At 66.9% G+C, this 21089-nt stretch carries 20 protein-coding genes; 4 read left to right on the top strand and 16 right to left on the bottom strand.

Translation table 11 applies throughout. From position 1 onward, the window contains the following. Nucleotides 1–18: 18 nt before the first annotated feature. From pilQ to GJG85_RS01880, 4 genes are read right to left on the bottom strand one after another with little or no spacing between them, the layout of a single operon-like run. On the bottom strand, nucleotides 19–1650 hold the full coding sequence (gene pilQ, locus GJG85_RS01895) for a type IV pilus secretin PilQ (protein ID WP_089488076.1): 1632 nt from the start codon (nucleotides 1648–1650) through the stop codon (nucleotides 19–21). Further along, nucleotides 1647–2513 (bottom strand): hypothetical protein, encoded by an 867-nt coding sequence (locus GJG85_RS01890; protein ID WP_050013152.1) that lies wholly within the window; start codon nucleotides 2511–2513, stop codon nucleotides 1647–1649. Before GJG85_RS01890 ends, pilQ begins: the two co-directional genes overlap by 4 nt. Beyond that, nucleotides 2510–3163 (bottom strand): hypothetical protein, encoded by a 654-nt coding sequence (locus GJG85_RS01885; protein ID WP_050013153.1) that lies wholly within the window; start codon nucleotides 3161–3163, stop codon nucleotides 2510–2512. The genes GJG85_RS01890 and GJG85_RS01885 overlap by 4 nt, the downstream gene beginning before the upstream one ends. Further along, on the bottom strand, nucleotides 3160–4083 hold the full coding sequence (locus GJG85_RS01880; protein WP_050013154.1) for a hypothetical protein: 924 nt from the start codon (nucleotides 4081–4083) through the stop codon (nucleotides 3160–3162). Before GJG85_RS01880 ends, GJG85_RS01885 begins: the two co-directional genes overlap by 4 nt. A gap of 220 nt (nucleotides 4084–4303) precedes the next feature. Here GJG85_RS01880 and GJG85_RS01875 point away from each other — a divergent pair, with 220 nt between their 5' ends. Next, nucleotides 4304–6697, top strand: a complete 2394-nt coding sequence (locus GJG85_RS01875; RefSeq protein WP_050013155.1) for a penicillin-binding protein 1A — start codon at nucleotides 4304–4306, stop codon at nucleotides 6695–6697. Between the two features lie 81 nt (nucleotides 6698–6778). Here GJG85_RS01875 and cyaY read toward each other — a convergent pair whose 3' ends face one another. Beyond that, complete coding sequence (gene cyaY / locus GJG85_RS01870) at nucleotides 6779–7105, bottom strand: iron donor protein CyaY (protein ID WP_050013156.1); 327 nt, start codon at nucleotides 7103–7105, stop codon at nucleotides 6779–6781. 36 nt (nucleotides 7106–7141) lie between these two features. On the opposite strand from cyaY, the gene GJG85_RS01865 reads away from it, so the two are divergent. Further along, entirely contained in the window at nucleotides 7142–7420 is a 279-nt protein-coding gene (locus tag GJG85_RS01865) for a lipoprotein (protein WP_050013157.1), read from the top strand. Between the two features lie 81 nt (nucleotides 7421–7501). Here the strand turns inward: GJG85_RS01865 and msrQ are convergent, their stop codons facing one another. The 5 genes from msrQ to GJG85_RS01840 all read right to left on the bottom strand — a co-directional run bounded on the left by msrQ (nucleotide 7502) and on the right by GJG85_RS01840 (nucleotide 13629). After that, entirely contained in the window at nucleotides 7502–8188 is a 687-nt protein-coding gene (gene msrQ / locus GJG85_RS01860; RefSeq protein ID WP_176015605.1) for a protein-methionine-sulfoxide reductase heme-binding subunit MsrQ, read from the bottom strand. Between the two features lie 20 nt (nucleotides 8189–8208). After that, on the bottom strand, nucleotides 8209–9204 hold the full coding sequence (msrP, locus tag GJG85_RS01855) for a protein-methionine-sulfoxide reductase catalytic subunit MsrP (protein ID WP_124631185.1): 996 nt from the start codon (nucleotides 9202–9204) through the stop codon (nucleotides 8209–8211). A gap of 160 nt (nucleotides 9205–9364) precedes the next feature. Continuing rightward, entirely contained in the window at nucleotides 9365–10543 is a 1179-nt protein-coding gene (gene ccsB / locus GJG85_RS01850; RefSeq protein ID WP_050013160.1) for a c-type cytochrome biogenesis protein CcsB, read from the bottom strand. A 4-nt stretch (nucleotides 10544–10547) separates the two neighbouring features. Then, nucleotides 10548–12761, bottom strand: coding sequence for a cytochrome c biogenesis protein ResB (locus GJG85_RS01845; protein ID WP_050013161.1), 2214 nt, complete (start codon nucleotides 12759–12761; stop codon nucleotides 10548–10550). 214 nt (nucleotides 12762–12975) lie between these two features. Beyond that, nucleotides 12976–13629, bottom strand: a complete 654-nt coding sequence (locus GJG85_RS01840; RefSeq protein ID WP_050013162.1) for a c-type cytochrome — start codon at nucleotides 13627–13629, stop codon at nucleotides 12976–12978. 214 nt (nucleotides 13630–13843) lie between these two features. Between GJG85_RS01840 and yihA the strand changes: the two genes are divergently transcribed. Together yihA and hemB are read left to right on the top strand one after the other, a co-directional pair. Continuing rightward, nucleotides 13844–14503 carry a ribosome biogenesis GTP-binding protein YihA/YsxC gene (gene yihA, locus GJG85_RS01835; RefSeq protein ID WP_050013163.1) on the top strand — a complete coding sequence of 220 codons (660 nt, stop codon included), beginning with the start codon at nucleotides 13844–13846 and terminating at the stop codon, nucleotides 14501–14503. A 253-nt stretch (nucleotides 14504–14756) separates the two neighbouring features. Beyond that, complete coding sequence (gene hemB / locus GJG85_RS01830; RefSeq protein ID WP_050013164.1) at nucleotides 14757–15755, top strand: porphobilinogen synthase; 999 nt, start codon at nucleotides 14757–14759, stop codon at nucleotides 15753–15755. A gap of 129 nt (nucleotides 15756–15884) precedes the next feature. Here the strand turns inward: hemB and dsbD are convergent, their stop codons facing one another. The 6 genes from dsbD to rpsK form a co-directional block, all read right to left on the bottom strand. Next, nucleotides 15885–17738 (bottom strand): protein-disulfide reductase DsbD, encoded by a 1854-nt coding sequence (gene dsbD / locus GJG85_RS01825; protein ID WP_204383559.1) that lies wholly within the window; start codon nucleotides 17736–17738, stop codon nucleotides 15885–15887. Further along, nucleotides 17731–18057: a divalent-cation tolerance protein CutA gene (gene cutA, locus GJG85_RS01820; RefSeq protein WP_050013166.1), complete on the bottom strand. Its 327-nt coding sequence runs from the start codon at nucleotides 18055–18057 to the stop codon at nucleotides 17731–17733. Before cutA ends, dsbD begins: the two co-directional genes overlap by 8 nt. Before the next feature lie 199 nt (nucleotides 18058–18256). Next, nucleotides 18257–18652: a 50S ribosomal protein L17 gene (rplQ, locus tag GJG85_RS01815; protein ID WP_006477175.1), complete on the bottom strand. Its 396-nt coding sequence runs from the start codon at nucleotides 18650–18652 to the stop codon at nucleotides 18257–18259. A gap of 148 nt (nucleotides 18653–18800) precedes the next feature. Further along, a complete protein-coding gene (gene rpoA / locus GJG85_RS01810; RefSeq protein ID WP_006477176.1) occupies nucleotides 18801–19778 on the bottom strand; it encodes a DNA-directed RNA polymerase subunit alpha in 978 nt (325 codons plus the stop codon). 124 nt (nucleotides 19779–19902) lie between these two features. Further along, nucleotides 19903–20526 carry a 30S ribosomal protein S4 gene (rpsD, locus tag GJG85_RS01805; protein WP_006477177.1) on the bottom strand — a complete coding sequence of 208 codons (624 nt, stop codon included), beginning with the start codon at nucleotides 20524–20526 and terminating at the stop codon, nucleotides 19903–19905. A 154-nt stretch (nucleotides 20527–20680) separates the two neighbouring features. Next, nucleotides 20681–21082, bottom strand: a complete 402-nt coding sequence (rpsK, locus tag GJG85_RS01800) for a 30S ribosomal protein S11 (protein WP_004197937.1) — start codon at nucleotides 21080–21082, stop codon at nucleotides 20681–20683. Between the last annotated feature and the right edge of the window lie 7 nt (nucleotides 21083–21089).

Here is a 21089-nt window from a genome sequence, read left to right as displayed (position 1 = left end):
GCTGGTGTGTGGCGCAGCTTACTGGCAAAGCGGCTGCCTTGTCGAGCCTGCGCCGGCGGCTTCCGGCCCCGTTTCCTCGGCATCCGCGTCGCCCGCGCCGGGTGCGCCGCAACGCGCATCGACGACGGTCGGCGTGATGAAGACGACCAGTTCGTTGCGTTGGTCGCGCTGCGCGCGGTGCCGGAAAAGCGCGCCCAGAAACGGTATTTTGCCCAAGAGCGGCACCCGCGTCACATCGTTCCGGCTCAGTTGTTCATAGATGCCGCCGATCGCGACCGTCCCGCCATTCTCGACCTCGACGCGCGTCTGCACGTGCTTCGTATGGATCGCGGGGCCGGCCGCGGTCGGCTCGCCGACGCTGTCCTTCGTCACGTCGAGATCGAGCACCACGCGCCCGTCCGGCGTAATCTGCGGCTCGACCTCCAGCTTCAGCGTCGCGCGGCGGAACTGCACGCCGCTCATGCCGTTGCCGACCTTCGCCTGGTACGGCAGCTCGGCGCCCTGCTCGACGATGGCCTTCACGCGGTCGGCCGTCACCACCCGCGGACGCGAAACGATCTGGCCCCGGCCTTGCGCTTCCAGCGCGCTCAACTCGATGTCGAGTACGCGGCTGAGCGGCGCGGCGAACAGCGTGAAGCCGGCGGTCGCCGCATCGAAGCCGCCGAGCGGCCGCGCGGCGAGATCCAGCGCGTTGCGCGCGTCCGCCGTGAAGGACGTGCCCTCGGCCGACGACGGCCGCCCCTGCGCACGCAGTGCGACACGTGCGCCGAGGTTGCGCGAGAAACCCTGCTCGCCTTCGACGATGCGGGCCTCGATCCGGACCTGCCGCGACGGCCGGTCGATCGCGTCGATCAGGCCCGCGATCTGCACGATGCGCGGCGCGAGATCGGTCACGAACAGCAGGTTCGTACGGGGATCGGCCGCCGCCGCGCCGCGCTTCGACAGCAGGCGCTGGCCGGTCGCGCCGGCCAGCAGCCGCTGCACGTCCTGGGCGCGCGGATAGTGCAGCACGAACGTACGGCTTGCGAGCGGCTCCAGATCGGCGGCCCGCGCATGCATGTCGAAGCGCTCGCGTTCGCGCGCCGCCAGCTCGGCGGCCGGCGTGACCCAGATCACGTTGCCGCGCCGGGACATCGCCAGCCCGTGCGTGTCGAGCAGCGTGTCGAACGCGTCGCGCCAGCGGACATTGTTCAGACGTAACGTGACCGTGCCGCGCACCTGCTCGCCGACGACGATATTGAGCCCCGTGAATCGCGCGATCGCGTCGAACGCCGCCGCGAGCCCGACGCCCTGCAGATTCAGCGAGATCCGCCGCTCGTCGTCCGCATCGCCCGGTTGCCGTGCCGCGGCGTCGCTCATCCGGGCCGGCGGCGCCAGCGGGATCGGCGGCCCCTCGAGCGCGGGGACCGGCGCGGCGGCTTCCGTCTGCAGCGCCGTGCGCGCCGCCTGATCGAACGGCGGCGGGCCGGCGTCCTCCGCTACCGCGCTGTCCACGCTGTCGGCCACGCGCAGCGGCTGCGGCAGGCGCGGCACCGACACATTCGTCGGCCCGGCCGGCCAGACCGCCGGCAGCGGCGGCACCGACGCGCTTGCGCCGTCCGCCGTCACGCCGGCCCAGATGACGAGCATCCAACAGCCGTGCTTCGTCATGGCCGGCCTCCGTCGTCAAGCACAAGCCGCTGCGATCCGTCCGCCGTCGCAAGCGTCACGGCCGCGCGGTCGATACGCACCACGCGCGCGGCCCCCAGCACCTCGCCAGGTGCGACGGCCGTGAACGCGCCGTCGCCGTCGTCGAACAACGCGAGACCGGTACGCGCGTCGCGAATCGTGCCGGCAAGGCGGGCTGCGCACCCCGCCGCTTCGGCGAGGCCCCCCTCGTCGAATGGATCGGCGTCGGGCGCAGCGGCGCGAACCGGCGTGTTGCCCGCCGCGGCCGTTGTCGCCTGCAGCGCCGGAAATACGTCGACGGACATATCCACCCGCGCCGCCGACATGCCACGCTCGATACGCAGCGCCGACGGTACCGCCAACACCGGGAAGCGCGCCAGCCCGCCAACCATATGCAGCAACGCGTGAAAGCCGCCGTCCGCGGCGATGTGTACGGTGCGTCGGCCGTCCGGTGCCGCGCCATCGGCGCGCTGCGGTTCGATCGATACGCCGTGCAACCCGCTCGACGCGGCGAGATCGGCCAGCGCCAGCATCAGCGCGGCCCATTCCGGCGTAGGCGGCAAGCGATCGTCACGCGTCGACGCAGGATGCCCGTCGCGTCGTTGTCCGGCGGAAGCCAGGACGCGCTGCGCGTCGGCCGCGCGCGCCTGCGCCGCGGCGAGCAACGCGCGACTACGTGCCAGCCCGCTCCAGTCGGCCGCATTCGCCAGATGAATGCTGCCTGCCAGCACGGCCGCGAACGCCAGCACGCAACCCGCGGCATGCGCGGCGGCCGCCGACACGCGCGGCATGTGGCCCGCCCTGGCGCCCGCGCGCAGCGCCGGCCAATGCGCGAGCGCCGTCATGCGCCCCCTCCCGACACCGTCCGCGACGACGTCGCATCGTGCCAGCGCAACTGCACCGAGAACCGGAACGGCATCCCGGCCGTCGAAGCCGGCGCATCCGACGCAGGCTTCAACGTATCTATATCGATCCGCCAGTCGCGCTGCTCGCGCGCCATCGCGGCGAGCCACAGCGCAGCCGCCCGGTAACTCGCGGCGCGCGCATCGAGCACGGCGCCGGTCGTCGTCATGCGCAGCGCATCGAGCCGGACATGATCGGCGCGCACCTGCTTCAGGGTCGCCAGCAACCCGGCCACGCGCCGGTAAGGTGCGGCCAGCGCAGCCGCCTGCGCGTCGCGTCGCGCGACGGCGGCGGCTGCATCGGCCGCGCGCGTCGCAACGGCCACCCGCGGCTGCACCTGTCGCAGCCGCGCCTCCACGCCGGCGCGCTCGGCATCCACCCGCCACCGCGACAACACCGCAGCGCCCGTCCACAGACCGGCGCCAAGCACGCCGAGCAGGATCGCCACACCGCACTGCGTGGCCCGCCGACGCCGCAATGCCCGCGCCAACCGCTCGCGGTACGGCAGCAGGTTGAAGTCGCCGAGTACCGCCTGTACGAGCTGCTGCGCCGCCGCGCCGTCTCCGTTTGCCGCCACGTGACCGGCCGTCATTCCCACACCCCACGCAACGCGAGCCCGAACGCGACGGCAAACGCCGGGCCGCCTGGCACGGCGGCGCGCGCGCACGGCAGGCCGTCCCAGCCCGTGCAGTCGAACGGGACCACTGCCGTGCCGAGCACGTCGCCGATCTCGGCAATCGACGTATCGAAGCGGGCGATACATCGCTCGTCCCCGGCGACGAGTACGCAGCCCACGACCCCCAGCACGCGCCGACGCAACGCATCGGGAAGCGCCTCCGGCAACGTGCCGGACAGGGAGAGCACCTGCATCGCCGACCGTCCCTCGATTCGCCAGCCGCGCACGCCCGCGTCGCAGAACCAGAGCACGGCGTACGCGCCCTGCGCATCGAGTTCGAACCGTGCGGCATAGCGCAGCGCGCGCAGCACGGCGGCCGACTCGCCGTCGATCACCGTCAGGTCGATACCGGCCTGCGCGGCCACGTCGATCCGCCGCTCGAGCAGCGCCAGCGGCGCGACCGCCACCGCGATCTCGCCGGACCGCGCGCCGCCGTAGTGCCGCCAGTCGAACGCGAGACTGTCCGGCGCGAGCCCCGAGATGCGTTCGGCGGCCTGCCGCGCGGCGTCCGGGATGTCGCCGCGCCCGGCCAGATCGAGCGTCGCGGTGCGCATCTCGTCATCGTGCAGCGCCATCACGCCGCGCGCGTCGCACTGCACGTCGGACGCCGACAGCCGCGCCACGGCCGCCGCCAGCGACCGCGCGACCGCCGCCCAACGCGCGTCCTCCGGCCCGCCCGCCAAGCCAACCGGTTCGCGCTCGAGCCCCTCGACGCGCACCTCCGCTTCCCTGCCGCGCCGGCTCAGCACGGCCACCCTCACTTCGTGCGCACCGACGTCGATTCCCGTCGACCGGTGCCTGCCCTGTGCAAACCGCGCCACCCATCGTCCTGCCATCCCAGCCTCCCGAGATCGTCGCGGCCCATGCCGCGCATCCGAGACCTGATTCTGCAAAGCGACGCGCGCCGCCGACAGTCGGCCAAACGGCCAGCATTGGTCCACGGCGGCCGTGCACGGACTATGCTGACGGCACGCCGACCCGCGGCTTGGCGACGGGCGGCCCCCGCGTCAGGAGCGCTCTTACCGGGCAGCTATAATCGCGGGACTGTTTTCCGGTATGCCTATGCAATCCACGACTCCTACGTCCCCGCCTCCCGCCCCGGAGCCGAAGAAGCGGCCCTGGTGGCAAAAAGTCCTGCTCGGCTTCGCCGCGATGTGCGTGGCCCTCGTCGTGGCCGGCGGCCTCGTGCTCGGCTACGCGCTCGTCGTGGCCTGGCCGAACATGCCGTCGCTCGATGCGCTGACCGACTATCGCCCGAAGGTGCCGCTGCGCATCTACACGTCCGATCACGTGCTGATCGGCGAATTCGGCGAGGAGCGCCGCGACGTCGTCCATTTCAAGGACGTGCCCGACTCGCTGAAGAAGGCGATCCTCGCGATCGAGGATGCGCGCTTCTACGATCACGGCGGCGTCGACCTCACCGGCATCATCCGCGCCGGCTTCGTCGCGCTGACGAACGGCCACGCGTCGCAGGGCGCGAGCACGATCACGATGCAGGTCGCACGCAACTTCTTCCTGTCGAGCGAGAAGACCTACACGCGCAAGATCTACGAGATGCTGCTCGCGTACCGGATCGAGCGCGCGCTGACGAAGGATCAGATTCTCGAGGTCTACATGAATCAGATCTATCTCGGCCAGCGCGCGTACGGCTTCGCGAGCGCCGCACGGGTCTATTTCGGCAAGGACCTGAAGGACATCACGCTCGCGGAAGCCGCGATGCTCGCGGGGCTGCCGAAGGCGCCGTCCGCGTACAACCCGGTCGTCAACCCGAAGCGCGCGAAGGTACGCCAGGAATATATCCTGCAACGGATGCTCGAGCTGAACTTCATCACGCGCGAACAGTACGACGAAGCGTCCGCGCAGCCGCTCGTCGTCAAGGGTCCGGGCCGCGATTTCAGCGTGCACGCGGAGTACGTCGCCGAAATGGTCAGACAGATGATGTACGCGCAGTACCGTGAGGAAACCTACACGCGCGGCTTCAACGTCGTCACGACGATCGATTCCGCGGATCAGCAGGTCGCGTACACCGCGCTGCGCAAGGGCATCATGGATTACGAGCGCCGTCACGGCTATCGCGGGCCGGAAGGCTTCATCGAGCTGCCGGCCGGTGCCGACGACCGCGAACAGGCGATCGACGACGCGCTGCTCGAGCATCCCGACAACGGCGAGCTGATCGCCGCGGTCGTGACGGCCGCGAGCCCGCGCCAGATCACGGTGGCGTTCATCGACGGCAGTACCGCGACGATCGACGGCGACAACCTGCGCTTCGCGTCAGGCGCGCTGTCGGCCAACGCGCAGCCGAACCGCCGGATCCGCCCGGGCGCGATCGTCCGCGTGGTGAAGAACGACGCCGGCAAGTGGTCGATCACGCAGTTGCCGCAGGTCGAGGGTGCGTTCCTGTCGATCGTCCCGCAGGACGGCGCGATCCGCTCGCTCGTCGGCGGCTTCGACTACAACAAGAACAAGTTCAACCACGTCACGCAGGCATGGCGGCAACCGGGTTCGTCGTTCAAGCCGTTCATCTACTCGGCGTCGCTCGACAAGGGCCTCGGGCCGGCGACCGTGATCAACGACGGCCCGCTGTATTTTAGCGCCGCGGAAACGGGCGGCCAGCCGTGGGAGCCGAAGAACTACGGCGGCGGCTTCGAGGGCCCGATGTCGATGCGCACCGCGCTGCAGCGCTCGCGCAACCTCGTGTCGATCCGGATCCTGAACCACATCGGCACGAAATACGCGCAGCAATACATCACGCGCTTCGGCTTCGACGCCGAGCGCCATCCGGCCTACCTGCCGATGGCGCTCGGCGCCGGCCAGGTCACGCCGCTGCAAATGGCAGGCGCGTACTCGGTCTTCGCGAACGGCGGCTACCGCGTCAATCCGTACCTGATCGCCGAGGTCACCGATCCGAACGGCGCGATCGTCGCGCGCGCGCAGCCGCTCGTCGCCGAGCAGAACGCGCCGCGCGCGATCGACGCGCGCAACGCGTACGTGATGAACAGCCTGCTGCAGAGCGTCGCGCAGCGCGGCACGGGCGCGCGGACCAACGTGCTGAAGCGCGCCGACCTCGCGGGCAAGACCGGCACGACGAACGACTCGCACGACGCCTGGTTCGCCGGCTACCAGCACACGCTCGCCGCGATCGCGTGGATCGGCTACGACAATCCGCGCAGCCTCGGCGATCGCGAAACCGGCGGCGGCCTGTCGCTGCCGGTCTGGATCGACTACATGGGTGCGGCGCTGAAGGGCGTGCCGGAATTCAAGCCGACGGTGCCGGACGGCGTCGAGTCGCTCGGCGGCGAGCTGTATTTCACCGAGTTCACGCCGGGGCACGGCTTCGTGTCGACGGTCGGCGTGCCGCAGGCGCCGGCCGCGCAGAACGTCGACGAGGCCGTGCCGCACGTCGACGAACAGGAAAAGCAGGACATCATGAACCTGTTCCAGGGCCACTGACCCGCGGCCCGACCATGAAAAAAGCGCCCCGCGGGGCGCTTTTTCTTTGGGCACGACATTCGGGACCCGCTGCCCCGGCCGTCACGCGCCGAACGTGATCGGCAGGCCGGCCTGCTGCGTCGCGTATTCGGTGAGCGCCGAGAAGAACTCGGTGCCCGTGCGCGTATCGCGCCACGCACCGTCGACGAAACGGTAGTGGAATCCACCGGCCTTCGCGGCGATCCACACTTCCTTCATCGGCGGTTGCAGGTTGACGATGATCTTCGAGCCGTTTTCGAACGTCAGCGTCAGCACGCTGCCGTTGCGCTCCAGATCGATGTCGTGATCGCCGTCGTTCGCGACGTCCACGGTACGCTCGACGGCCGCCAGCACGGCCTCGGCACGGGCCAGGTATTCAGTATCGGACATGCTAAACTCTATCGGTTAAATTGTTCAGGGACGATCATGCGAGTCGTTTTCCGGATGAGCGCGATTGTAGCGGCTTTGGCGATTCTTGCCGGCTGCGGTCAAAGCGGCGCGCTCTATCTGCCCACCGTACCCCCGATGCCCAAGCCGATCCAGCAGCAGAACACGCCGCCGTCGGACGTGAAACCGACCGACGAAAACGCGTCGTCCGACGAGACGCCCGACACGTCCGGCTCGCCGCTCACGCTGTCGCCCGAACTGTCGAGCACCGCATCGACCATGCCCGCCCCGGCATCGGGCCCGGCAGCCACGAAGTAACGACGCGATGCCGCCCGCGCGGCGCGCGCAACGAGGCGATGACTCCCCGGTCATCGCCTTTTGTTTTTTCGGGCCGCCGCGTCACGCACGCACGCGCCGCCAGCCCCACGCAACCACCCGCCAGCCGAGCAGCGCGGCGACGATCGCCGCGTAGAGCTTCGGCTGCGCGAGATCGTGCTTGCCGGCCCGCATCCACCAGAAGTGCAGCACGCCGAACAGCGCGATCGCATAGATCGCGCTGTGCAGCGTCGCCCAGTGGCGCCCCAGCCGGCGCACCATCGCGCGCGGCGACGTCGCGGCGAGCGGAATCAGCAGCACGAACGCCGCGAAGCCGACGGTGATGAACGGGCGCTTGCCGACGTCCTTCAGGATCGCGACGACGTCGAACCACTTGTCGAACCACAGGTAGGTCGTGAAATGCAGCGTCGCGTAAAAGAACGCGAACAGCCCGATCATCCGGCGAAAGCGCAGCAGCGACGCGAAGCCCGTGATGCGCCTGAGCGGCGTGACGGCAAGCGTGATGCACAACAGGACGAGCGTCCACAAGCCGGTCGAGCGCGTGATGAATTCGATCGGGTTCGCGCCCAGCCGGTCCGTCAGCCCGAACAGCACGACGCGCGCGAGCGGATACAGGCCGGCCGCGAACGCCAGCACCTTGGCCGGTGCGAGCCAGCGCGGCGCGGCGGGACGGATCGCACCGGTCCGCGCGGTGCGTGCGGCCGACCGGACACCCGCGGCGCGCTCGGAAGTGAGCGTCGAAGGACGCATGTCGTTTCTCACCGTCGTGCTCAGAAATTCTTCTTCAGGTCCATGCCCTGATACATCGAGGCGACCAGATCGCCGTAGCCGTTGAACATCAGTGTCTTGCGCTTCGGCGTGAAAAAGCCGTCCTCGCCGATGCGCCGCTCGGTCGCCTGGCTCCAGCGCGGATGATCGACGTTGGGGTTCACGTTCGAATAAAAGCCGTACTCGTTCGCGGCGTACGTGTTCCAGCTCGTCTTCGGCTGCTTGTCGACGAAGCGGATCTTCACGAGCGACTTCGCGCTCTTGAAGCCGTACTTCCACGGCACGACGATCCGCACCGGCGCGCCATTCTGGTTCGGCAGTACCTGGCCGTAGACGCCCATCGTCAGCAGCGTCAGCGGATTCATCGCCTCGTCCATGCGCAGCCCTTCCGAATACGGCCAGTCGAGCACGGGCGTCGACAGGCCGGGCATTTGCGACGGATCGGCCAGCGTGACGAACTGCACGTATTTCGCGTTGCCGGTCGGCTGCACGCGCTTGATCAGCTCGGACAGCGGCACGCCGATCCACGGGATCACCATCGACCAGCCCTCGACGCAGCGCAGCCGGTACACGCGCTCCTCGAGCGGCGCGAGCTTCAGCAACTCGTCGAGATCGAACACTTTCGGGTGCTGCACCTCGCCTTCGACGCTCACGCGCCACGGGCGCGGCCGCAGCGTGCCGGCGTTCTGCGCCGGGTCGCTCTTGTCGGTGCCGAATTCGTAGAAGTTGTTGTAGGACGTGATGTCCTTGAACGGCGTCACCTTGTCGATGGCGACGAACTTCGGGTTCGTTTTTGCCGCGAGCTTCGCCGCGCGCGGATCGGGCGACGCATACGCGGCGAGCGCCGCGCCGCTGGCGCCAAACAGGCCGCCCGCGGCCGCGAGGCCGGCCGCCTGCAATACGCGCCGCCGGTTCTCGAACACCGCGCGCGGGGTGATCTCGCTCGGCGCGATGTCCGCGCCGGTCAGTACGTTACGCAAAGGGCGTTTGATCCACATCGTGCAGTTCCTCCCGCATGCGCGGCGCGCATGCTTCATCAGCGTTCGACCCGGCCCGTCACGCGCCGTTCGACGCCCGGTTCGCCCGCCGCGTTACAAAAGAAAACCGCCGGGCACGCAGTGCACCGGCGGTTCGATAGTCGGACGAGCGTCGGAAATCTTACAGTTTGCCGTAGCTGTGCAGCCCGGACAGGAACATGTTGACGCCGAGGAACGCGAACGTCGTGACCAGCAGGCCGGTGAGCGCCCACCACGCGGCCACCGCGCCGCGCAGGCCCTTCATCAGCCGCATGTGCAGCCACGCCGCGTAGTTCAGCCACACGATCAGCGCCCAGGTTTCCTTCGGATCCCAGCTCCAGTAGCCGCCCCACGCTTCGGCCGCCCACAGCGCGCCGAGGATCGTCGCGATCGTGAAGAACGCGAAACCAACCGCGATCGACTTGTACATCACGTCGTCGAGCACTTCCAGCGTCGGCAGGCGATCCGCGAGGATCCCGCGCTCCTTCATCAGATACGCGACCGACACCATCGCCGACAGCGCGAAGCTGCCGTAGCCGATGAAGTTCGCCGGCACGTGGATCTTCATCCACCAGCTTTGCAGCGCCGGCACGAGCGGCTGAATCTGCTGCGCATCGCGCGCGACCGAGTACCACATCAGGAAGCCGACCGCCGCGCTGATGACCAGCAGCACGAACGCGCCGAGCGAACGCGTGCCGTAGTGGCCTTCGTAATACAGATAAAGCAGCGCGGTGATCAGGCTGAACAGGACGAACACTTCATACAGGTTCGACACGGGGATATGCCCGACGTCCGCACCGATCAGGTAGGACTCGTACCAGCGCACCATCAGCCCGGTGAAGCCCATCAGCACGGCGACCCACGTGAGCTTCTGGCCGATCGCGGCGCCCGTTTCGGAGCGCGCGAGCAGGCCGATCCAGTAGAAGATCGTCGCGAGCACGAACAGCGCGCTCATCCACAGGATCGCCGACTGGCTCGACAGGAAGTACTTGAGGAAGAACGCCGAATCGGCGCGCGCGAGATCGCCCTGGTAGATCTGGATCGACAGCAGCGACAGCACGGCGATCGACGCCATCATCAGCCGCGCGGGCTTCCAGCGCCAGCCGAGCGCGACAAGCGCCGGCACGGTGCCGATCATCACCGCCTTGTCGTAGTAATCCATGTGCGCGTTGTAGTGCACGAGCGCATAGCCCGCGCCCGCCACCAGCGCCAGCGCGAACAGCCAGTCGAACAGCGACAGGCGCGCGAGGAACGGACGGTCGTCGAACAGCGGCGACGCTGCCGGCGCCGTACGGGAAGAGGAAACTTGCGTGAGATCCATGATGTTACCGGGTGGAATTCTCGGAATCGGAACCGCCGCCGGCAGGCGCGCGGGCCGTCGAAGCCGCACCGGCGGGTGCGGCGTCGCGAGGTGCGGCGTGCAAGGCGGCGCCGGCCGCGTCGCGCGTCTGCACGAATTCTTTCTCGAAATCGAAGGTCTTGCGGGCCGTGGACATGGCCATCACCACCTCGACGCCCGAACCGGCGTCCTTCAGCCAGAACCAGAGCCGCCGCTCGCGCACGTAGAACATCGAGAAGATGCCGGCGACCAGCAGCAGGCTGCCAAGATACACCAGATTCTTGCCGGGCGCGCGCGTCAGCTGAAATACCGAAGCTTGCACCTGCTTGAAGGAGTCAAGCTGCAAATAGACCGGCGATCCATACAGGAAGCTGTCGGATAGCGCATTGATCGCGTTCTGCACGAAGCGGATCGTGTCGGCGCCTTGTTGCGCGGCCGGCTCGCCCGCATGCTCGCGCGCGATCTGCCACACCTCCCACATCGAGCCCTCGAGCATCCGCAACAGCAGGCTCGCGGCCTTCTCCTGCTCGCCCTTCGGCACCGAGCGGTCGATGAACGTCGCCACCGCCTGGAAGCCGCCGATCGGCTGGCCGTCCGCGCCGCGGCCGACGCTGTCGTCGCTCGCCGCGAAAAGGGTCAGCACCTTCGACGCACTGTCCTGCAGGCGGCCGCGCAGCGACGCGTCGCCCGGCAGCGAGCGCTGCGCGAAGCGCGCGGCGGCCTCGGTGCGCACGGCCGGATCCTCGAGCGCGGCGCGCAGGCGCATCCATTCGCCGATCGAATCCTGGCTGTCGGCCGGAATCCGCATGTAGCGGAACGGATCGTTCGGACTCGCGCGCACGCCGGCGAGGAACACGCGCTCGCCGTTCATGTCGACGGGTAGCATGTAGTTGTTGAATTCGCGCGCCTGGCCGTCCTTGCCGCGAATCTTGTACTGCACCGACGGCCCGATGTTGTGGAGCTGCGTCGGCTTCGACGTCTTCGCGCCCGAGCCGAGCCGCTCGTCGAACACTTCCTTCAGCGAGCTGGTGGTCGCGACGCCGCGCACGTCCGGCTTGCCTTTCGCGTCGGCCATGTTCTCGACGTTGATCGCGCGGAAATCGGAGAATTCGATCGTGTCGCCGTCGGCGCCCGGGACCTGCAGCGGCGCCGAGCTGCCGATCGTGCCCTTCACGGGGACGGTCGCCGCGTGGCTGCCCGTCATCGGATAGGCCGTCATCTGCATCTGCGAGCCGCCGTCCTGGAAGCTCGACTGATAGATCGACACGCCCTTGTACGTGAACGGCTTGTTGACCTCCACCCGCGCCGGGATCTTCCGGCCGGTCTCGCGATCGATCACGACGATGTCGCTCGCGAACAGCTTCGGCATGCCGGTCGTGTAGTAATCGACGATGAATTTGTCGAGCTGGATCGAGAACGGCAGATCCTGAATCAGCGAGCCGCTCGGCTGGTTCAGGATCGCGGTCGACACGAACTGGCCCTCCGGCACCCACGCGTAGCCGCGGAAGGTCGGGTTCGACGCGGACAGCCGATGGTCGGGCGAGATATCGCTGATCGTCGCGCTCGTGTTGACCGGGCTCTTGCCGAACATCAGCATCTGGAATTTGATCGGCAGGTTGCTGTCGAGCAGGCCGCCGATACAGATCACGACGATCGCGAGGTGCGCGGAGATATAGCCCCACTTGGTCATCGCGCCGCGCTTCGCGGAGATCAGCGTCGCGCCGTCGGTTTCACGCACGACGTGCTTGTAGCCAGCCTTCGTGACGAAGGCGGCGAGCGTCGCCGCGACGCTCGCGCGCGTGCCGGACGCCGTGTATTCGGCCTTGTGGTGGAAGGCGCGCAGGCTGCCTTCGCGGACCTTGTCCTTCCAGCTCTTCGCATCGGCGAGCATCTTCGGCGCGTTGCGGATCACGCACAGCGAGATCGACGTGACGAGGAAGATCAGGATCAGCATGAACCACCACGCGCTGTACACGTTGTACAGGCCGAGCGAACGGAAGATGTCCGCCCAGAACGGCCCGAACTGGTTCACGTAGTTCGGATACGGATCGTCCTGGGTCAGGACCGTGCCGATGATGCTCGCGATCGACAGCACCACCAGCAGCGCGATCGCGAAACGCATCGAGCTCAGCAACTCGACCGCACGTTTCGACGCACCCTGACCCGACTTCGACTGCAACCCCGACGTGGTAACGCTCATTCAAACTCCGACTAAGGGGAAACCACCCCCACGCTCACTATGTTCGCTCGGGGAGCGCAGCTCCCCATCGCCTGCCAGCCGCGCCATCCCGGCCCGGCGAGTGCCGGCAAAAAAGAAGGGCGAGGCAACCGCGACGGCGCGGCGCCCCACCCTTTTCTTGTTCTGACTCCGGCCGCCCTTCGGGCGCCCGGTCATTCCATTCGCGGCTGACCGCTCAACGCAGGCCCGCGATGTAATCCGCGACGGCCTTGATCTCGGTATCCGACAGCCGCGACGCGATCTGATGCATCGCCTCGTTGTTGTTGCGCGCGCCGGCACCCTGCTGGAACGCGGTCAACTGCGCGACCGTGTAATCGGCCCATTGCCCCGACAGACGCGGGTACTGGACCGGGATCCCCTGCCCCGTCGGCCCGTGGCAGCTCGCGCAGGCGGGAACGCCCTTTTCCGCGATGCCGCCGCGATAGATCTTCTGGCCGATCGGCACCGTCGCCGCATTGCGTGCGGTACCGAGCTTCGTCGTCTGCGACCCGTAGTACGCGGCGACGTTGCGCATGTCGTCCGCGCTCAACGCGCTCGCGAATCCGACCATCACCGCGTTGTTACGCACCGGCCCCTTCGCGCCCGGCTGCGTCTTGAAGTCGTTCAACTGCTTGACCAGATATTCGGGATGCTGGCCGGCGAGCTTCGGGAAACTGCCCGACGCGCTGTTGCCGTCGGCGCCGTGACACGACGCGCAGACCTGCCCGGCAATCGCCTTGCCGCGGTCCAGATCCGGCTTGGCCGCATCTGCCGCGTTTGCCTCCGCTACGAAACCTACGAACCCTGCTGCAACCTGAAGCACCATCAGAGACTTGCACAGTCGATTCATTCGCACACCCTGTTTCGTCTTGTGGGAATTTGAGGTTCTGCAAAAAACGACGGCGTTCAGTCTACCGCAGAAGCCACATAAAAGCGCGAGGCAGGCGCCCGGTGGCCTTCGGCAAAACCGCCGTATTGTACAATATCGTGCTGAAAGCTCCCGCGCCTATCGGGGCTACCCCGCCTCCACCACGCGGCTCGCGCCGCCCGTCCTTCCGGTTCCCATGGCCTTTCTGCTCCATCAAGCCCGCTTCTACACGACCGTCAACCATCTGCGCGACCTGCCGCCGACGGTCCAGCCGGAAATCGCGTTCGCGGGCCGCTCGAATGCCGGCAAGTCGACGGCGATCAACGTGCTGTGCAACCAGAAGCGGCTGGCCTTCGCGTCGAAGACGCCCGGCCGCACGCAGCATATCAACTACTTCTCCGTCGGCCCGGCCGCCGAGCCCGTCGCGAACCTCGTCGATCTGCCCGGCTACGGCTATGCGGAAGTGCCCGGCGCCGCGAAGGCGCACTGGGAAATGCTGCTGTCGTCCTATCTCGCGACGCGCTCGCAGCTCTGCGGCCTGATCCTGATGATGGATTCGCGCCGTCCGCTGACCGATCTCGATCGGCGCATGATCGAATGGTTCGCGCCGACCGGCAAGCCGATCCACACGCTGCTGACCAAGTGCGACAAATTGACGCGCCAGGAAAGCATCAACGCGTTGCGCAACACGCAGAAGGGGCTCGACGCGTATCGCGACCAGGGCGTGAAGGGCAAGCTGACGGTCCAGCTGTTCTCGGCGCTGAAGCGCACGGGGCTCGACGAGGCCCATGAACTGATCGAGAGCTGGCTGCGGCCGTCCGTCGCCGACGAAAACAGCGAGCCTGTAGCACAATGAGCGGGCAACGCGCGGCTGGGATCGGCCCTGCGCACCTGACGGCGCCTGCGGATTCGGCCGGCTCATAAAAAAACCCGCCGTTGAACGGCGGGTCAAACAGCCTAATCGAAAAACGACAGGCACCCGCTCAGGGAGGAGAAGCGGGGAGCTGCACGCAACGCGTGCCGCTCGATCGCTATCATATACCAACGATCTCGAAAATGACCTAAGGGTTCCGTAAGGTCCTTCTTGCCCTGATTTCTGCCAAACCGCCATGAGCTTCCATCCGCTTCATCGTCCGCGCCGGATGCGCCGCGACGACTTCTCCCGCCGCCTGATGCGCGAAAACCGCCTGACCACCGACGACCTGATCTACCCGGTATTCGTCGTCGAAGGCACCAACGAGCGCCAGCCCATCCCGTCGATGCCCGGCGTCGAGCGCGTGTCGGTCGATCTGCTGATGCACGTCGCCGAGCAGTGCGTCGAACTCGGCGTGCCCGTGCTGTCGCTGTTCCCGGCCATCGAGCCGTCGCTGAAGACACCCGACGGCCGCGAGGCGGCCAATCCGGAAGGCCTGATCCCGCGCGCGGTGCGCGAGCTGAAGAAGCACTTCCCCGAACTGGGCGTGCTGACCGACGTCGCGCTCGATCCGTACACGAGTCACGGCCAGGATGGCGTGCTCGACGAAAACGCCTATGTGATCAACGACGACACGATCGAGATCCTGGTCGACCAGGCGCGTGCGCAGGCGGAAGCCGGCGTCGACATCGTCGCGCCGTCGGACATGATGGACGGCCGCATCGGCGCGATCCGCGAGATGCTGGAAAGCGACGGCCATATCCATACGCGGATCATGGCCTATTCGGCGAAGTTCGCATCGGCGTTCTACGGCCCGTTCCGCGATGCGGTCGGTTCGGCGTCCAACCTGGGCAAGGGCAACAAGATGACCTACCAGATGGATCCGGCGAACAGCGACGAAGCGCTGCGCGAAGTGCGCCTCGACATCGACGAAGGCGCCGACATGGTGATGGTCAAGCCCGGCATGCCGTATCTCGACATCGTGCGCCGCGTGAAAGACGAGTTCCGCTTCCCGACCTACGTGTACCAGGTGAGCGGCGAATACGCGATGTTGAAGGCGGCCGCGATGAACGGCTGGCTCGACCACGACAAGGTCGTGCTCGAATCGCTGCTCGCGTTCAAGCGTGCGGGCGCCGACGGCGTGCTCACGTACTTCGCGCTCGATGCCGCGCGTCTGCTGAAAGCGCAGCGCTGATCGCGCGCCGGCACGCGCCAGCAAAAACGGCGGGACACCTCGGTGTTCCGCCGTTTTTTGTTTACCGTCGATCGCGACCGTCAGCCGGCCGCGGATCTTCCGTTCGCCGGTCGCCGCAGCCGCCCGTCGTCATACCGTCGGAACGGCCGCCCGATCGAGGCTGCGCAGGAACGTGTCGGCCGCCTGATAGCCGACCACGCGGCCGATCTCGCGGCCATTGCGATCGAAGAAGATGATGCCCGGCGGCCCGAACAGATTAAAGCGCTTGAGCAGCGCCTGATCGTCCGGGTTGTTCGCGGTGACGTCCGCGCGCACGAGGTGAAGCTGCGCGAGCCGCGCCTGCACGCGCGCGTCGGTGAAGGTCAGATGCTCCATCTCCTTGCAGCTCACGCACCAGTCGGCGTAGAAGTCCAGCATCACCGGCTGGCCCGACGTCTTCAGCAGCGCGTCGAGTTCGCCGCTGGAGCGCACCGGGGCAAACGCGGGGCCGTCCTGCGCGGCAGCCGCGCCGGCCGTCGCCGCGCCGCCGGACGCCACCGTACGCGCCGCCAGCACGGCCAGCGGCTTGACGGGATCGGTCGAGCCCGCAGCCAGGCCGACGAGCAGCGTCGCGGCCCAGATCGCGAGCGCGGCGCCTACGCCGCGGCCCAGGCGGCGCCAGATCGACGCGGCGCCGGCATTCGGCGTGAACAACCCGAGCGCTGCGGCGGCGATCAGCAGCCACAACGCCGCGAGCACCATCTTCAGCCCGCCCGCCAGCACCGGCCACACGATCCACAGCGCGGCCGCGAGCAGCACGATGCCGAAGAACACCTTCACGCCGTCCATCCACGCGCCTGTGCGCGGCAGCACCGTCCCCGCTCCGACGCCGACGACCAGCAGCGGCACGCCGAGGCCCAGCCCCATCGCGAACAGCGCCGCGCCGCCGAGCCACGCATTGCCGGTGTGCGCGATGAACGCGAGCACCGCGAACAGCGGCGCCGTCATGCACGCGCCGACGACCAGCGCCGACAACGCGCCCATCGCCGCGACCGCGACGAAGTGGCCGCCCTGGCGCGCGCTCGATGCCTCGGCCGCGCCGTTCTGCCAGCGCTCCGGCAGCGCGATGTCCTTGCCCGAGATCAGCGACACCGCGAACGCGCTCAGCAGCACGCCGAACGCGCCGAGCACCCACGGGTTCTGCAACCATGCGCCGAGGCTCTGGCCGACCAGCGCGGCGGCGATGCCGAGCACCGTGTAGACCAGCGCCATGCCGACCACGTAGGTCAGCGACAGCGCGAAGCCGCGTGCATGCGTCGCGCGCGTGCCCTGGCCGATGATGATCGCGGACACGATCGGAATCATCGGGTACGAACACGGCAGCAGGCTCAGCACGACACCCGCGACGAAATAGAGCGCGACGATCGTGAAGAAGCCGTGGCCTTCGAGCAGCGACTGCGCGAAATCGGCGCTCGTGACCTTGTCGAACCAGCTGCCCGCGGCAGCCGTGTCGCCGGACGGCGACGCGGCGCCGAGCGCGGCGCCATCGACCTTCATCACGTGCTCGGCCGGCGGATAACAGATCCCTTCGTCCGCACACCCTTGCGACGTCACCGCGAGCTCGAACGGCCCGGCCGCCTGCTTCACCGGCACGTGAACGACGACTTCATCGCGGTAGGTCTCGACGTCCTTCTGGAACGTCTGGTCGAACTTCACGTGGCCGGCCGGGAATTGCGGCTCGCCGAGCGTGGCTTGGCCGCTTTTCACCGCGAACGCGAAGCGCTCGCGGTACATGTAGTAGCCGTTGGCGATCTTGAAGCGGACGTCCACCTGTCCCGGCGATTCGCTCGCGCTGAACTTGAACGCAACCGACGGATCGAGGAAATCGTCGGCCGCACGCGCGGCGGACAACCCGCCCAGCACGAGCACGAGCACGAACGACAACAGGACCGCAAGAAACCGCAGCGCGCGCACGCGCACCGAAAGCGCCATACCGTTAAACATGAAATAAACGTTGAGTTTCGTTGGTCACCCATTGGCCATACGCGGCCGATGCCGTCGTCTGCCACGAGACGATTTCAGGCGTCTCGTACGGATGATGCGCGAGAATAAATCGCTCCAGTTCGAGCGCCCGAACCGGGCTCGTCTTGAACAGCAACTGGATCTCGTCGGCCGTTTCGACCTTGCCCTGCCAGTGATAGCGCGACTTGATCGTACCGAGCTCCGACACGCACGCGGCAAGCCGCGCGTCGAGCGCGCCGTCGGCGAGCGCCGCGGCCGTCGGCGCATCGGGGACCGTCGTCAGCATCAGCACCACTATCATCCGCTCTCCTCGCTGGTCTGCAGGCGCCTGCCGGCGCCGGTTACCCGCCCAGGGACCGCACCGGTTGCCCGTATCGTAGCGCAGCCCGCGCAACGCTGCCGGCACCAGCCTGCGACAATCGACCGCAACCGGCATCCCAAAAACAAAAAGGGCCAAGCAATCGCTCGGCCCCTTTCAGATCCTGCTGCGTACCGGAAGCTTATTCAGCTTCTTGCACGTTTTCCGTTTCGTCGACTTCCGGACGGTCGAGCAGTTCGACCAGTGCCATCGGTGCGTTGTCGCCCACGCGGAAGCCGAACTTCAGCACGCGCAGGTAGCCGCCCGGACGGTTCGCGAAACGCGGACCGAGCACGTCGAACAGCTTCGCGACCGAGTCACGATCGCGCAGGCGGTTGAACGCCAGGCGACGGTTTGCCAGCGACGGCTTCTTGCCAAGCGTGATCAGCGGCTCGACGACTTTACGGAGTTCCTTCGCCTTCGGCAGCGTCGTCTTGATGACTTCGTGCTCGATCAGCGAGTTGGACATGTTACGGAGCATAGCCAGACGGTGGCTGCTCGTGCGGTTCAGTTTCCGCAGACCATGACGATGGCGCATTTCAGTTTCCTTGATTCAAAGTTTTGGTCCAGCTCTTCTATCGCGCCTCGGAGGGCGCACGGGCCGGTAACGAAAAAAGCAAGATGCGGATTTTAAAGGAAAATCCGCATCTTTGCCAACTACAGCGATAGCCAGGCTACAACCGGGATTACTTGTCGAGACCAGCCGGCGGCCAGTTCTCGAGCTTCATGCCCAGCGTGAGACCGCGCGAAGCGAGCACTTCCTTGATCTCGTTGAGCGACTTGCGACCGAGGTTCGGCGTCTTCAGCAGCTCGTTTTCCGTGCGCTGGATCAGATCGCCGATGTAGTAGATGTTCTCGGCCTTCAGGCAGTTCGCCGAACGAACCGTCAGCTCGAGATCGTCCACCGGACGCAGCAGGATCGGATCGATCTGCGGTGCACGCGACGGCGCTTCGGCTGCCGTTTCCGTGCCTTCCAGCGCCGCGAACACGGACAACTGGTCGACCAGGATGCGGGCCGACTGGCGGATCGCTTCTTCCGGCGTGATCACGCCGCTCGTCTCGATGTTCATCACGAGCTTGTCGAGGTCGGTACGCTGCTCGACCCGTGCGCTTTCGACCGCATAGCTCACGCGGCGAACCGGCGAGAACGATGCGTCGAGGACGATGCGGCCGATGATCTTGGCCGTGTCTTCGCCGTAGCGACGGACGTTGCCGGGCACATAGCCGCGACCCTTTTCGATCTTGATCTGAACGTCGAGCTTGCCGCCCTTCGACAGGTGCGCAATCACGTGATTCGGGTTGATGACTTCGCAATCGTGCGCCAGCTCGATATCGCCGGCCGTCACGACGCCTTCACCTTCCTTGCGCAGCGTAACCGTCACTTCGTCACGATTATGCAGCTTGAACACCACGCCCTTCAGGTTCAGCAGCAGGTTGACGACGTCTTCCTGCACGCCATCCAGCGTCGAGTACTCGTGCACCACGCCTGCGATCGTGACTTCGGTCGGCGCGTAGCCTACCATCGACGACAGCAGCACGCGGCGAAGCGCATTGCCCAAGGTGTGGCCGTAACCGCGTTCGAACGGTTCCATGACCACCCTCGCGTGGTTCTCGCCCAGCGATTCCACGGCGATGATCTTGGGTTTCAGCAAACTGGTTTGCATGGGCTTTCCTTTTCAATACCCTCGGCTCGTTACACCGATAAGGCTGACCGGTAACAACCAGAAAATAAACAGCCGAGGCCCCTCCTTGCGCAACGCAATCGGGGTACCTCGGCCGTCAATCGGATTAACGCGAATACAATTCGACGATCAGGCTTTCGTTGATGTCGCCTGCGATTTCAGCGCGTTCCGGCATTTGCTTGAACGTGCCTTCGAACTTCTTCGCATCGACTGCAACCCAGCTCGGCATGCCGCCTTGCTCGGCCAGCGACAGCGCTTCGACGATACGCGCCTGCTTCTTCGCCTTTTCGCGGATCGCGACGACGTCACCCGCCTTCACTTGCTGCGACGGGACGTTTGCGACGACGCCGTTCACGGTGATCGACTTGTGGCTCACCAGCTGACGCGCTTCAGCGCGGGTCGAGCCGAAGCCCATGCGATACACGACGTTGTCGAGGCGCGACTCGAGCAGTTGCAGCAGGTTTTCACCCGTGTTGCCCTTCCGGCGATCGGCTTCAGCGAAGTAGCGACGGAACTGACGTTCCAGCACGCCGTAGATACGCTTGACCTTCTGCTTTTCGCGCAGCTGCGTACCGTAGTCGGACGTACGTGCGCCCGAGGTACGGCCGTGCTGGCCCGGCTTGCTGTCGAGCTTGCACTTGTCGGCGAGCGAGCGGCGCGCGCTCTTCAGGAACAGGTCGGTGCCTTCACGGCGGGACAGCTTGGCTTTGGGGCCGATATAACGTGCCACTTTGCATTCCTTTATCAATCAGTCACGCGGATCGAAATCCGCGCTAGTCCGCTCCCTTTGGGGCGAACGGTGGGCTTAGTCAATCAAAAAAGCAACGCCCGTCGACGCTGAGCGGCGACAGGCAATGCGCTAGCACGAACGTGCCAGCACATCCTTAGATACGACGACGCTTCGGCGGACGGCAGCCGTTGTGCGGAATCGGGGTGACGTCCGAAATCGCGGTGATCTTGATGCCGAGGCCGTGCAGTGCACGCACTGCCGACTCGCGACCCGGGCCCGGGCCCTTGATCCGCACTTCCAGATTCTTCACGCCATATTCCATCGCGACGCGGCCAGCCGATTCAGCTGCGACCTGAGCGGCGAACGGCGTCGATTTGCGCGAGCCCTTGAAGCCCTGGCCGCCCGACGTCGCCCATGCCAGAGCGTTGCCTTGGCGATCGGTGATCGTGATGATCGTGTTGTTGAACGACGCGTGAACGTGAACCACGCCTTCAGCGACGTTCTTCTTAACCTTCTTGCGAACGCGTTGCGCCGCGGTGTTCGAAGCCTTAGCCATTACGTTT

It is taken from the genome of Burkholderia sp. MS389 (genome assembly GCF_016899425.1).
GTDB lineage: Bacteria > Pseudomonadota > Gammaproteobacteria > Burkholderiales > Burkholderiaceae > Burkholderia > Burkholderia sola.
The sequence above is the reverse complement of the archived record's forward strand: the minus strand, read 5'-3'. Positions and strand labels throughout refer to the sequence as shown.